The organism is Nocardia mexicana NBRC 108244 (assembly GCF_001613165.1).
Classification (GTDB): domain Bacteria; phylum Actinomycetota; class Actinomycetes; order Mycobacteriales; family Mycobacteriaceae; genus Nocardia; species Nocardia mexicana.
Map to the genome: position 1 here is coordinate 36,089 of NZ_BDBV01000040.1, position 15,688 is coordinate 51,776.

Sequence of the window (15,688 nt, forward strand, 5' to 3'; positions counted from 1 at the left end):
TTACGGCATGACCCGCCCGGCCCGAGTTCGCCCGGTCCGCACCCGCCGTCCGCGCGTCACGACGCTGCCTCAGCTGCTGGCGACCGCCGTGGAGGTCGACCCGACCGCTACCGCCGTGGTGTTCGCCGATGCGTCGGCGACGCTGGCGGAGTTGAGTTACGCGGAGCTGGATGAGCGGTCGACGCGGTTGGCTCGTTTGTTGATCGAGCGTGGGGTGGGGCCGGAGGATCTGGTCGCGGTCGGTATTCCGCGGTCGGTGGATTCGGTGGTCGCGGTGTGGGCGGTGGCGAAGGCCGGCGCCGGATTCGTGCCGGTCGATCCGCAGTACCCCGCCGAGCGCGTGGCGCATATGGTCGCCGACGCGCACGCGGTGCTCGGGCTGACCGTCGACGAGGTGCGCGCCGATCTGCCCGGCGAGGTGGAATGGCTGGCCATCGACGCCGCCGAGGTCACCGCGGAACTCGCGCGGTTCCCCGCCGATCCGGTCACCTATGCCGACCGCCTCCGTCCGCTGCGTGCCGAGCATCCGGCGTATGTGATCTATACGTCGGGTTCGACGGGGTTGCCGAAGGGTGTTGTCGTCACGCAGGCGGGTTTGTCGGGTTTTTGTGATGAGCAGCGTGAGCGTTATCGGGTCGGGAATGATTCTCGGACTTTGCATTTCGCGTCGCCGTCGTTCGATGCGTCGGTGTTGGAGTTGTTGTTGGCGGTGGGTGGTGCGGCGACGATGGTGGTGGTCGCGCCGTCGGTGTACGGGGGTGACGAGCTCGCGGCGCTGATGGTCCGGGAGGAGGTCACCCATGCGTTCATCACTCCGGCCGCGCTCGCGTCGGTCGATCCCGCCGGGCTCGACGATCTGCGGGTGGTGGTGGCCGGTGGTGAGGCGTGTCCGCCGGATCTGGTGCGGCGCTGGGTGATTCCGGTCGACTACGGCATCCGGGAGTTCTTCAACGGTTACGGTCCGACCGAGACCACGATCATGACCAATATCAGCTCGCCGCTGGCCGCGGGGGATACGGTCACCATCGGCGGGCCCATTCGCGGGGTTACCGAGTACGTGCTCGATGAACGGCTGGCACCTGTGACGAACGGTGCCGTCGGCGAGTTGTACATCACCGGCGCGCAATTGGCTCGCGGGTACCACGAACGACCCGGCCTGACCGCACTGCGATTCGTGGCAAATCCCTTCGATCCCCATGGTTCCCGGCTGTATCGCACGGGCGACCTGGTGCGCTGGACGGCGTCGGGTGATCTGGAGTATCTGGGCCGCAACGATTTTCAGGTGAAGATTCGTGGCTTCCGGATCGAGCTGGGTGAGATCGATGCGGTGCTGGCGGCTCACGAGTCGGTCGATTTCGCGGTCACGATCGGACACCGGCTGGACGGTGGCGCAACGATTCTCGCCTCCTACGTACACGCCGCGCCCGGTGCGACGATCGACACCGACGAGATCGTCGCCGCGGCCGGTCGCAGCCTGCCGTCGCATATGGTGCCGACGTCCCTGGTGGTGCTGGACGAGATCCCGCTGACCCCGGTCGGCAAGCTGGACCGGTCGGCACTGCCCGAGCCCGTCCTGCACACCCGCGAGTTCCGGGCGCCGTCGGGCGCGCGGGAGGAGCTGGTGGCGACCGTCTTCGCCGAGCTGCTCGGTCCCGCGACCCCGATCGGCGCCGACGACGACTTCTTCGACCTGGGCGGCAACTCGCTGATCGCCACCCGGGTCGCGGCCCGCCTCGGCGCGCAACTCTCCGCCCGCGTCCCGGCCCGGCTGCTGTTCGAGGCGCCCACCGTGGCCGCCCTGGCACAACGCCTCGAATCTCTGGAGGGTGGGGACGGGCGGCCGCCCCTGGTGCCCCTGCCGCGGCCGGACAATATCCCGCTCTCGCTCGCGCAGCAGCGGATGTGGTTCCTCAACCAGTTCGATCCGGACTCCGCCGCCAACAACATCCCGTTCGCCATCCGGCTCACCGGGCGCCTCGACGTGGCCGCGCTGCAGGCCGCGATCGCCGACGTGATCGAGCGGCACGAGACCCTGCGCACGGTCTACCCGGCCGTCGACGGCACCGGATACCAGGTCGTCCTGTCGATGGACGAGACCGTGGTGGACCTGGAGCCGCAGTCGCTCGCCGAGAACGAGATCCCCGGCTGGCTGGCCGAGCTGGCGCTGCGCGGATTCGATGTCGCCGCCGAGGTGCCGCTGCGGATCGCCGTGGCGCGACTGGGCGCCGGCGACCACGTGGTCGCGGTGGTGGTGCACCACATCGCCGCCGACGGCGCGTCCATCGCACCGTTCATGCGAGATCTGCTGGTGGCCTTCCTCGCTCGCCGCAATCACGCCAAACCCGCCTGGTCGCCGCTGCCCGTGCAGTACGCCGACTACACGCTGCGGCAGCGGGCGGTGCTCGGCGACGAGGCCGATCCCGATTCGATCGCGGCGACCCAATTGGCCTACTGGCGTGCGGCTCTCGCGGAACTGCCCGATCGCCTGGACCTCCCGGCGGACCGGCCCCGGCCCGCGGTGGCCTCCGGGCTCGGCGGGCTGTACTCGTTCGACATCGATGCCGCGGTGCATGCCCGGTTGGTGGGACTGGCGCAGGCCTCGGGAGCGTCGCTGTTCATGGTCGTGCACGCGGCGCTGACCGTGTTGCTGGCCCGGCTTTCCGGGACCGACGATATCGCCGTGGGGACGCCGGTGGCGGGTCGTGGTGAGCGTGAGCTGGACGATTTGATCGGGATGTTCGTCAATACGTTGGTGTTGCGGACGCGGGTGGATTCGTCGGTGTCGTTCGTGGATTTGGTTGCTGTGGTGCGGGAGACGGATCTGGGTGCGTTTTCGCATGCGGAGTTGCCGTTCGAGCGGTTGGTCGAGGTGTTGGATCCGGTGCGTTCGCAGGCGCATCATCCGTTGTTTCAGGTGGCGTTGTTCTTCCAGAACATGGACAAGCCGCGACTGCAACTGCCCGGACTCAGCGCCGCCGCGGTCGAGTTCGACGGTGCGGTCGCCAAATTCGACCTGCAGCTGACGATCGTCCCGCGCGACGAGCGCGGCGGCCTGGCGGCCCAGTTCACCTATGCCGCAGATCTTTTCGACGAGTCGACGATAGCCGGATTCGCCGACCGCCTGACGCGGATCCTGGACGCGGTCACCGCCGCTCCGGATCGCCCCGTCGGCGACATCGACCTGCTGCGCTCCGACGAGCGCGCGCGAATCCTGCGGGACTGGAACGACACCCGCTACCCGATCGCGCCGGAGCTGCTCCTCGACGGCTACCGGCGCGCGGTCGAGCAGTATCCGGATGTGGTCGCGGTGTCCTACGAGGGCGCCGAACTGACCTACGCCGAATTCGACGCCCGGGTGAATCGGCTGGCACGGCTGCTGATTTCGCGCGAGGTAGGCCCCGAATCGCTGGTCGGGCTGGCGATTCGACGGTCGCTGGATCTGGTCGTGGGCATGTACGCGATCGTCACCGCGGGCGGCGCGTACGTCCCGCTGGATCCCGACCATCCGGCCGAGCGGATCGCCCACATTCTCGGCACCGCCCGTCCCGCGTGCGTCGTGACCACGGTCGCCGACGCCGTTGCGGTACCGGTCGAAACGACGGTGCTGCGCCTGGACACCATGGATCTCGGCGGCTTCGACCCCACCCCGGTACGGCCCGGGGAACTGCTGCGCCCGCTGCGTCCCGAGCACCCCGCCTACGTGATATTCACATCCGGCTCCACCGGTCGCCCGAAGGGCGTGGCCGTCTCGCATGCGGCCATCCACAACCAGATCACCTGGATGCTCGCCGCCTACCCGCTCGGCACCGGCGACGTGTATCTGCAGAAGACCGCGACGACGTTCGACGTGTCGCTGTGGGGCTACTTCCTCCCGCTGCGCACCGGCGCACAGCTCGTGATCGGCACCCACGACGGGCACCGAGATCCGGTCTATGTCGCGGAAACCATTGCCGCACAGGGTGTTACGGTTACCGACTTCGTCCCGTCGATGCTTTCCGTCTTCGCCGCGCACACCGCGGCCGGAACCTGCCCGACGCTGCAGGACATCTTCGTGATCGGTGAGGCGTTGCCGCCGGAGACGGTGGACGCGGTGCGTGCGGTCTCGGATGCGCGGGTGCACAACCTGTACGGCCCGACCGAGGCCGCGGTCTCGGTGACCTACTGGCCGGTGCAGGGGACGGAGCGGCCGAGTGTGCCGATCGGGCTGCCGCAGTGGAACACCCAGGTCTACGTGCTCGACGGCAGACTGCATCCGGTGCCCGCCGGGGTCCCGGGCGAGCTGTACCTGGCCGGTGATCAGCTCGCGCGCGGTTACGTGCGCCGCCCCGACCTGACGGCGGATCGGTTCGTCGCCAATCCCTTCGGGAATATTGGCGCGGGCGGAGCCGCAGAAGGCGCGGGCGGAGCCGGAGGCGGCCGGATGTATCGCACCGGCGACCTCGTGGTGTGGCGCGGTGCCGAGGGGGAGCTGCCCGCACGGTTGGAGTATGTGGGGCGCACGGATTTTCAGGTGAAGTTCCGCGGGCAGCGGATCGAGCTGGGCGAGATCGAGGCGGCGCTGCTGGCACTGCCAATGGTGAGCCAGGCGGTGGCGCTGGTGAGGGGTTCGGCGCTGGGGGACCAGCTGGTCGCCTATGCCGTACCGACACCGGGCAACGAGATCGATCCGGAGTGGCTCCGGTCCACGCTCGCGGACACCCTTCCGGCGTACATGGTTCCGGCGACCGTGGTGGCGCTCGACGCCTTCCCGCTGAACGCCAGCGGCAAGCTCGACCGCAGGGCGCTGCCCGAACCGACCTACACCGGTCGCGAATTCCGGGCTCCCGCAACGCCGGTCGAGGAGATCGTCGCCGGAATCTACGGCGACGTACTCGGCCTCGAACGCGTCGGCGCCGACGACGACTTCTTCGCCCTCGGCGGCAACTCGCTGATCGCCACCCAGGTGGTGGCCCGGTTGGGCGCCGCCATCGGCGGCCGCGTGCCGGTGCGGGCGCTGTTCGAGACCCCGGCGGTCGCCGCTCTGGCCGCCACCGTGGAATCGCAGGCCCACACCCGGCACAGCGTGGAGCTGGGCACCCTGACCCGCCCGGAGCCGCTGCCGCTGTCGCTCGCGCAGCAGCGGATGTGGTTCCTCAACCGCTTCGATCAGGCGGACGGCGCGGCGACGGCCGGATTGTCGGCGTACAACCTGCCCTTCGCACTGCGATTGACCGGTGAGCTGGATGTGCGGGCGCTGTCGGAGGCACTGGACGACGTGGTGGCGCGGCACGAGGTATTGCGCACCGTCTACCCGGAGACGCCGGAGGGCCCGGTGCAGGTGGTGCTTCCCGCCGATTCGCGGCTCGGCGTGACGCCCGAGGAGGTGGCGGCCGCCGACATCGTGGCGGCGGTGTACGAACTCGCCCAGACCCCGTTCGACGTGACCGCCGAGGTGCCGATCCGAGTGCGGCTGTTCGATATCGCGGGTCTGCCGGGTTCGCGCAAGTACGTGCTGGCCGTCGTGGTGCACCACATCGCGGCGGACGGATCGTCGATGGGCCCGCTGGTGCGGGACGTGATGACCGCCTACGCGGCGCGGACCTCGGGCGCCGCGCCGGAATGGGCGCCGCTGCCGGTGCAGTACGCCGACTACGCGGTGTGGCAGCGTGCGGTGCTGGGCGTGGAATCGGATCCGGGTTCCATTGCGGCGCAGCAGATCGCGTATTGGCGCCGGGAGCTGGCCGGGCTGCCGGATCTGCTGGAGCTGCCGACCGACCGGCCGCGGCCCGCGGTCGCCACCCTGCGGGGTGGCCGGGTCGACTTCCGCATCGACGCCGCCACGCACCACGGGCTGAGCGAGTTGGCGCGTGCGCACGGCGCGACCCTGTTCATGGTTGTGCACACCGCGCTGGCGGTGCTGCTGGCGCGGCTGTCCGGGAGCGACGACGTCGCGGTGGGCACGCCGGTCGCGGGCCGTGGCGAGGCGGAACTCGATGATCTGATCGGGATGTTCGTGAACACGGTGGTGTTCCGGACGCGGCTGGATCGTGGCGAGTCGTTCGCGGATCTGCTTGCGCGGCAGCGGGAGACGGACCTGCAGGCCTTCGCGAACGCCGATATTCCGTTCGAGCGGTTGGTGGAGGTACTGAATCCGCCGCGGTCCACGGCACATCATCCGCTGTTCCAGGTCGGGTTGTCGTTCCAGAATCTGGCGCGCACCGCGCTGGAGCTGCCCGGGCTGAGCGTGGACGGGGTGCCCGCGGATCTCAATGTGTCGCAGTTCGATCTGCACCTGATCATCGCCGACGGGTACGACGAGGACGGCCACCCCGCCGGTATCGGCGGGTATTTCACCTATGCCACGGATCTTTTCGACGCGGCGACGGTGGCGAGCTTCGCGGACCGGCTGTCGCGCATCCTTTCCGCGGTGATCGTGGACGGCGCGAAACCGGTGGGGGACATCGAGATTCTCACCCCGGCCGAGCGCACTCCGGAGTTCGCCGGGCGCAGCGGCACCGCGCATCCCGTGGGCGACGTGGCGACGCTGGTGTCGCTGCTGGACCGCTCGGTCGCGGCCGCACCCGGGGCGGTGGCGCTGGTGGCGGACCTGCCGGACGCCGAGACCGGACGCGACCAGCTCAGCTACGCCGAACTCGATGCCCGGGTGAACCGCCTTGCGCGACATCTGATCTCGCAGGGCGTCGGTCCCGAGTCGCGGGTGGCGCTGGCCTTGCCGCGTTCGGTGGATCTGGTGGTGGCGATGTACGCGGTCGCCAAGGCGGGCGGTGCGTACGTTCCGATCGATCCGGATCAGCCCGCCGACCGCATCGACTACATCCTGCGGACCGCCGACCCCGTGTGCGTGCTCACCAACGGCGCCCTCGGGTGGCTGGTCGGGGCCGGGCGCTCGACCTCCGCCGAGCCCGCCGTCGCGGCGTCCCATCCGGTTCCGGCCGGGAACGGTGGGACTCTCGACTGGCGCGGTCGCTCCGAATCCATCCCGGCTTTCGCTGTCGCCCAATCGGATTCGGGTAACGCCGCCGTCGCTGCAGCGAACTCCCCTGCCATCTCCGCGGATTCACCCCACACCCCTGCGGATTCACCCGTCCTCCCGGCGGACGCCGGGATCGAGTCGGGGCTTCCGCGCCGAGGTGCGGTTCCGGCATCCGCCGGAATGACGGGAGGTGCATCCGCTGGAATGACGGGTGGCACGTCCGCCGGAACGAGGGGAAGCGCGTCCACGACGGGCGGTCCGATACTGCTCGACCGCCTCGATCTGTCGGACCTGTCGGATGCGCCCGTGACCGACGCGGATCGCATTGCGCCACTGCGCCCGGAGCACACGGCCTACGTCATCTTCACCTCGGGTTCGACGGGCCGACCGAAGGGCGTGGCGGTTCCGCACGCGGCGGTCGTCAATCAGTTGCTGTGGAAGACGGCCGAATTCGGCCTGGGCGTCGATGACGCGGTGCTGCTGAAAACCGCCGCGACCTTCGACCTGTCGGTGTGGGAGTTCTGGTCCGCCGCGGTCTCGGGTGGCCGACTGGTGATCTCGATGCCGGACAGTCACCGCGATCCCGCCTATCTGAACGGTCTGCTGGCCCGCGAGAACGTGACCACCCTGCACGTGGTCCCGTCGATGCTGGACACGCTGCTCACCGAGGCCTCCGCGCGCGGGGACGGCCGCGCCCCGAACGCCCTGCGGCGCGTGCTCGCGATCGGCGAGGCGCTGCCCGCCGCGCTGGCGCAGCGATTCCGGACCACTCATCCGGACGTGGATCTGTTCAACCTCTACGGCCCGACCGAGGCCGCGGTCTCGATCACCAGCCACCGGGTGACCGATGCCGATCAGGCGTCGGTGCCGATCGGCGTGCCGGAGTGGAATTCCCAGGTGTACGTGCTGGATTCGCGGCTGCACCCGGTCCCGGCGGGCGTCACCGGCGAGTTGTATCTGGCGGGCGTGCAGCTGGCGCGCGGCTATCTCGGCCGCCCGGACCTGACCGCGGACCGTTTCGTCGCCGACCCCTTCGCGGATAGGGGGGCCGGTGGCGGGCGCATGTATCGCACCGGCGACCTGGCGGCGCGGAACGCGGCGGGCGAGCTGGAGTACCGGGGCCGCACGGACTTCCAGGTGAAGGTCCGCGGATTCCGGATCGAACTCGGGGAGATCGAGGCCGCGCTGCTGGCGTTGCCCGAGGTCGCGCAGGCCGCGGTGCTCGCCCGGGAGGATCGGCGGGCCGGTGCCCGGCTGGTGGCCTACGTGGTCCCCGCGGCCGGTGACATCGATACGACACGAGTGAAGTCGGCGCTGGGCGGCGCGCTGCCCAACTACATGATTCCCGCCGCGTTCGTGGTGCTGGATGCGTTGCCGCTCAACACCAACGGCAAGCTCGATCGCCGGGCGCTGCCCGAACCGGCCCCGGAGGTCACGGCGTACCGGCCCGCGCAGACGCCGGCCGAACAGGTGATCGCCGAGGTGGTCGGCGAGATACTCGGCCTGGACCGGGTCGGCCTGGACGACGACTTCTTCGCCCTCGGCGGCGACAGCATCATGTCGATCCAGCTGGTGTCGCGGGCGCATGCGCGGGGGGTGACGTTCACGCCGCGCGACGTCTTCGGATTCCGGACCGTCGAGGCGCTGGCCGCGGTCGCCACCGTGGCGCCGGTCGCCGCGGAAGAACCGCTGACCGGCCCGGTTCCGTTGCCTCCGATGGCGGTTCGGCTGCTGCAGGGCGATCCCACGGGTGGTGATCGCCGCGCCATCGTCGTGGACCTTCCCGCCGACAGCGAACCGGACCGGGTCCGCGCCGCCGTGCAGGCCGTGCTGGACCGGCACCCGATGCTGTCCGCGAGTCTCGAAACCGCCGACGGTGCAGAACTTCCCGGAGCGGCTCTCGCGACCGCCACGGCGGGGAGCCCGTTCGGCCCGCCGGTGGGCGTGCAGATCCCCGCCTACGCGGCCGCCGGGGAGACCGAGGTGGACCTCGACACCTGGGCCGATCCTCCGACGGAGTTCCTGCCCGTCGCGACGGCGGGCGGCGGCCCGGAGTTCCTGACGGGCACCGCATTCGAGGCGGCCACCGAATTCCTTCCCGTCCTCGCGACCCGGAACGAACCGGGGGAGCGGGACCCGGGTGCGGGGTCGGCGGCGCCGGTGGACGCGCTCGCCCGATGCCTGGTCGTCCCCGATGCGGTGCCCGAGGTTTCGCTGCGGCAATTCGTGCCGTCCGCGAACGCCACCGAGGTCGCCGTGCGCGCGCTGTCCGCCGACCTGGATCCGACGGCGGGACGCAACATGGCGTTCGGCCTGATCGCGCCGACCGATCCCACCGAAGCCGATGCGACACAGGATATTCCGAACGGCCTGGTGATCGTGGCGAACGGCCTGGTCGTCGACGACACCTCCTGGTGCACGATCATCGACGAACTGTCCGCCGCGTGGTCCGGCGATCACACCGCCCCTGCGGCGCCGGACGCCGGTGCGGCGAGCGTGGCCCGCGCGCTGGCCGCCCGCGCGACCGAACCCGCCACCGTGGACGAAATCGATTGGTGGCAGCGGACCCTGTCCGACGTGCCGGGCGAAACCGCACTGGACGGCATGGACCTGACCGCGCGCGGCCGGGTATCGCTGACGATCACCGGCGAGGGCGCCGCCGCGGTGGCCGCCGTGGCGTCGGCCTATCGCGCTCCGCTCGAGGACGTGCTGCTCGCCGCTTTGGCGCTGGCCCTGGAGCCCGGTCGCAGGCAGCGGGCGGGCGATCGGACCGATGACGAGGGCACCCCGCTGCTCCCGCGCACGATCGAGGGCGCCTCGGCCGCCGATGTTCTCGGCCCGGTGGTGCAGTTGTTCGCCGACGGTCGCGTGCTCGCCGAGCCCGAGTCCGCCACCGCCGTCGGCGGATTCACCGCCGCGCACCCGTTCGTGCTGGGGCTGGACGGCATCGATGTGGACGACGCCCTGCTCGGCGGGCCCGCCGCGGGGAGCGTGATCGCCCGGATCAAGGAGCAGCGCCGGGACGTCCCCGCACAGGGTGTCGGCTACGGACTGCTGCGCTACCTGAACCCCGGTGCGGCCGCCGAACTGGCCGCACTCGCCCAGGGCCGCACCGCGTTCCGGTACCGGGACCTGCGGCCCGCCCGCGCCCTCCCGGATATCGCGGCCCCCGATCTGCTTCTCGACATCACCGTCGAGGCCACCGCCGACGGACTGCTGGCCCGATTCGACTACGCGGCCGCCGCACTGGCCGTCGAGCAGGTGAAAGAGCTTGCCGGACACTGGGTGCGGGCGCTGGGCGGCCTGGCCGAGCACGGCACCCGCGCCCCCGCGGGCGGGTTCACACCGTCCGATTTCCCGCTGGTTCGGTTGGCGCAGGCCGATATCGACCGGCTGCACCGCGGCTATCCGGACCTGTCCGACGTCTGGCCGGTGACCCCGCTGCAGTCGGGAATGCTGTTCCACGCCCTGCTCGCCGACGCCTCGGTCGACGCCTACACCACCCAGTTCACTGTCGATCTGGCCGGTGCGGTGGACGGCCCGCGGCTGCGCGAGGCCGCGCAGGCCGTGCTGGATCGGCACGCCAACCTGCGGGTGGCCTTCGCCGAGGATGCCGACGGCAAGCCGGTGCAGGTGGTCCTCGATCGGGTCGAGGTGCCTTGGCGCACCGTCGATCTCGGTGACCTCGACGACGAGGCGCTGGAGGCGGAGCTGGCCCGGATCGAGTACACCGACTATGCCGACGGCTTCGATATGCGCACGGCGCCGCTGCTGCGCTTCACCCTGATCCGCATCGAGCACGAGTCCTATCAGCTGCTCGTCACCAGCCACCACATCCTCATCGACGGCTGGTCGACACCGCTGCTCATGCAGGACCTGCTGACCCTGTACGCGCTCGGCCCGCGGTCCGAACACCTGGGCCCGGTCCGCTCCTACGCCGAGTACCTGAGGTGGCTCGTCGCCCAGGACCCGGGCGCCGCCCGCGAGACCTGGCGGCGGGCGCTGGCCGGGGTCACCGAGCCGACCCCGCTGGCCCCGGTCGATCCGGGCCGTGAAATCGCCTCCGGCACCGGCGAAACCGGCTTCGAGCTGTCGATCGCCGACACCGCGGAGCTGACCCGGCTGGCGGCGGACCTCGGCGTCACCGTGAATACGGTGGTGCAGGCGGCGTGGGGACTGCTGATCGGCCGCAGCATCGATCGCGACGACGTGGTCTTCGGCGCCACGGTCTCGGGCCGCCCGCCCGTGCTGCCCGGCGTCGAAACGATGGTGGGCCTGTTCGTCAACGCGATCCCGGTCCGCGTGCGCCTGGATCCCACCGAGACCCTGGGCGCGCTGCTGCATCGGCTGCAGGCCGAGCAGGCCGACCTGCTCGACGTCCACTATCTGGGCCTGAGCGATATTCAGGAAACCCTCGGGGTGGAGGGACTTTTCGACTCGCTGGTGGTATTCGAGTCGTACCCGATCGATCGCGTGGCGCTGGACCGGGCGAGTTCCATCGACGGCATGCGCGTCACCGGCATCGGCTCGATCACCGGCACGCACTATCCGGTGACCGTGCTGGCCTCGCTGGACGATCGGCTGCGGATCTCGCTGCAGTACCTGCGCGACGTCTTCGACGAATCGGCCGCCGAGGCGCTGGCACAACGGCTTTCGATGCTCATCGGCCACTTCGCGTTCGCTCCGCAGGCCCGTGTCGCCGCCGTGGATGCGCTGCTCGCCGGCGAGCGGGGCGCCCTGGACGCCCGCAATGCCACGGCGTCGCCCGACCTGCTGGACGACTCGACGCTGCTGTCGCTGTTCGACGCCCAGGTAGCCCGGACACCCCATGCTCCGGCGCTGCACTTCGGCGACGAAACGCTGACCTACCGCGAGCTGGACACCCGCTCCCGGGCGCTGGCCCGGAACCTGATCGAGCGCGGTGTCGAACCGGAAACGCTGGTGGCCGTGGCCATGCGGCGCTCCCTCGACCTCGTCATCGCCGTCTACGCCGTGCTGCGGGCCGGTGGCGGCTACGTCCCGGTCGATCCCGATCATCCGGCCGAACGCAATGAATTCGTGCTGAACCACGCCGATCCGGTGTGCGTCCTGACCACCAGCCGCGACGCCTTCGAAACCGGTACGGCCACAACGATCGTCGAGGTGGACGGGCTGTATCTGCCCGGCGTCGACGCGATGTGGGAATTCCCGGCGGTTCGCCCGGACGGCATCGCCTACACCATCTACACCTCCGGCTCCACCGGGCGGCCGAAGGGCGTGGCGACCACGCACCGCCAGATGGCCCACCAATTCCGCTGGGCGCAGCGCACCTATCCGCACGACACCGGCGACGTGGTGCTGCACAAGACCCCGATCACCTTCGACATCTCCACCTGGGAGCTGTTCTGGCCGCTGCAGACCGGGGCGGCGCTCGTGATCGCCGAACCCGGCGGCCACCGCGACCCGGCCTACCTGTCCCGGCTGATCGACGAGCGGTCGGTCAGCACCGTGCATTTCGTGCCGTCGATGCTGGACACGTTCCTGGACCCGGACGCGAACCCCGCTGTTGCCCAGGGGTATCCGTCGCTGCGGCGAGTGTTCGCCGCGGGCGAGGCGCTGTCGGGCGAGACCGCGACAACCTGTGCGGCACTGCTCGAGCACGCCGAGCTGGTGAACTGGTACGGCCCGGCCGAGGCCACCGTCGTCACCGCCCATCCGGCGAATCGCGCTGCCGCCGTGGCCGTTCCGATCGGCGCGCCGGTCGCCAACACCCGGGTGCACGTGCTGGACCGCCACCTGCGGCCGGTGCCGCCGGGAGCGCCGGGCGAACTGTACGTGGCCGGGGTGCAGCTGGCCCGCGGCTACCTCGGTGCGCCCGCCCTGACCGCCGAGCGGTTCGTGGCGCACGAGGGCGGCGAACGCCTGTACCGGACGGGCGATATCGTCCGCTGGGTGGCCGATCCAGCGGCCGGTCCCGAAGCCGGTGCCCTGGAGTACCTGGGCCGCAGCGACTTCCAGATCAAGCTGCGCGGCCAGCGCATCGAGCTGGGTGAGATCGAGGCTGTGCTCGCGGGGCACGCGAGTGTGCGGCATGCGGTGGTCTCGCTGGTGCGCGGTGGTTCCGGCGACCGCCTCGTCGCGCACGTCGTACCCGCTGCCGAGAGTATCGATGAGGCCGCGCTGTTCGAGCATGCGCGGGAGTCGCTGCCCGGCTACATGATTCCGGCCGCGCTGGTGGTGCTCGACGAGCTGCCGCTCAACGCCAGCGGCAAGCTGGACCGCGCGGCGCTGCCGATGCCGCGGCTCGCCGCCCGCCCGTACCGAGCCCCGTCGACGCCGCTGCAACAGGCCGTCGCCGACGTATTCGGCGAGGTCCTGGGGATTGCGCAGGTCGGCCTGGACGACGACTTCTTCGAGCTGGGCGGCAATTCGCTCAGCGCCACCCGTGCCGTCGGCCGCCTGCGCGCGGCCACCGGCGCCGAGGTGCGGGTGCAGTGGTTCTTCACCGGATCCACCGTCGCGGGACTGGCACAGCGCATCCTGGCTGCGCAGGACGCCGCCCCGGCCGCCGACGCCGCCCTCGAGGTACTGCTGCCGATCCGCGCCGACGGCGCGGGCGCCCCGCTGTTCTGTATCCATCCGATGTACGGATTGGCCTGGTGCTACGCCGGATTGGTGCGTTTCGCCGGCGACCGGCCGATCCTCGGCCTGCAGTCGCCCGTGCTGACGGAGGACGGTGCCCTGCCGGAGTCCGTGCGGGACATGGCCGCTCGCTATGTCGACGAAATACGGCGGGTCCGGCCGCACGGCCCGTACCACCTGCTGGGCTGGTCGCTCGGCGGCGTGCTGGCGCACGAGATCGCCGCCGTGCTGCAGGCCGACGGCGAGCGGGTGGAACTCCTGGCCATGCTCGACAGCCGCCTCGACATCGACCTGACCGATTTCGGCGCCGCGATCCGCGAGGTCCTGGCCGAGATCGGGATCGGCGCCGAGGCGCTGATCGGCGACGGCTCCGCGGAAACCCACCGCGACGTCTACGACCTCGACGACGAGGCGCTGGCCACCCTGCACGCCGCCATCCCGCCGGAGCTGGCCGCGCTCACCCCGGAACGGCTGCGCCGCATCTATCGCGGCGCCGTCCGCTCGGCCGAGCTGATCGTCGAGCATCGCCCGGCGGTGTTCCGCGGCCGGGTCGACTACTTCTCGGCGCAGGGCCGCCCGTCCGGCGCCGAGAACTGGTACCCCTACGTCGACGGTGAGATCGCCGACTACCCGGTGAACGCCGTGCACGAGGAGATGACCACCCCGCAGGCCCTGGCACAAATCGGCCCGCGACTGAGAATTCTGCTCTCGACCGGGGCCGATGACGCTGCGGCGGACACGGATCGGGCATGATGAGGCGGTCGTGACGTAACGATGTCCTCTGGTCGGACGACTAGAAAGGCCGTAGGGTCGGGCGCGGCGCCGACCGGCCCACGGGTGTCGGCACGGGGCGCCGACGGGAATCGCTGGACCGAAAATCGATCAGATAGCGAAGGTGTAAACATTGATTCGTCGACACTTCCGGCGTAGCGGTCTGCGTGCCGCCGCCGCAATTGCGGCCACCGGAGTTCTCGCTGGCGTTGTTGCCGGAGTCGGCGCACCCACCGCCTCGGCGGAAGACCCGATCATCGCCTCGAAGACCCTGCTGGGCGATCCGAAGGCGCCCGACGGGTCCTATATCTCCAAGGCGACCTACAAGGACGACCGCAGCATCCGGCTGTACGTGTACTCGGCCGCGATGGACCAGACCTTCCCGGTCGATGTGCAGCGCCCGGCCGACACCTCGGAGCCGCGGCCGACGCTCTACCTGCTCAACGGCGCGGGCGGCGGCCAGGACGATGCCTCGTGGCAGCGCAAGACCGATATCGTCAACGGCTTCCTCGGCGACAAGAACGTCAACGTGGTGCAGCCGATCGGTGGCAAGTGGAGCTACTACACCGACTGGATCAAGGACGACCCGACGCTGGGCCGCAACAAGTGGACGACGTTCTTCACCGAGGAACTGCCCCCGCTGATCGACGGCGCGCTGGGCACCAACGGCGTGAATGCCGTTGCGGGCCTGTCCACCTCGGGCACCACCGTGCTGAACCTGCCGATTCACAAGCCGGGCCTGTACAAGGCCGTCGCCGCCTACTCCGGCTGCGCGATGACCAGCGACCCGACCGGCCGTGAATTCGTGAAGCTCACGGTCAACACGTGGGGCGGCGGCGACGTCGAGAACATGTACGGCCCGGACAACGGCCCGGCCTGGGTCGAGAACGACCCGTACGTGCACGCGGACCAGCTGCGCGGCCTGGACATGTACGTCTCCACCGGCAACGGCCTGCCCGGCATGCACGACACCATGAACGGCCCCTACGCGCTGCCCGGCGCCTACGGCCTGGGCAACCAGATCCTGATCGGCGGCGTCATCGAGGCCGGCACCAACTACTGCACCCAGCAGCTGAAGACGAAGCTGGACGGCCTCGGCATCCCCGCGACCTACAACTTCCGCAACTCGGGCACCCACTCCTGGGGCTACTGGCACGACGACTTCATCGACTCGTGGCCGGTCCTCGCCCGCGGCCTGGGCGTGTAATCCCGCCCGAGCCTCGAGACAAGGCCGCAGCCTCCGGGCTGCGGCCTTCGTCGTTCCCCGCCATCACCTGTCGCCGCGACTTCCTGACCCTGCGCCCGATCGCCTAGGGGCGATCG

The 15,688-nt window shown here is 70.4% G+C and carries 2 protein-coding genes; both read left to right on the forward strand.

Translation table 11 applies throughout. The annotated features are described in order from the left end of the window. The first annotated feature begins 118 nt into the window (after positions 1-118). A complete protein-coding gene (locus tag NM1_RS44025) occupies positions 119-14,347 on the forward strand; it encodes a non-ribosomal peptide synthetase (protein ID WP_444980089.1) in 14,229 nt (4,742 codons plus the stop codon). 199 nt (positions 14,348-14,546) lie between these two features. Further along, positions 14,547-15,572, forward strand: coding sequence for an alpha/beta hydrolase (locus NM1_RS16540; RefSeq protein WP_373864047.1), 1,026 nt, complete (start codon positions 14,547-14,549; stop codon positions 15,570-15,572). The last annotated feature ends 116 nt before the right edge of the window (positions 15,573-15,688 follow it).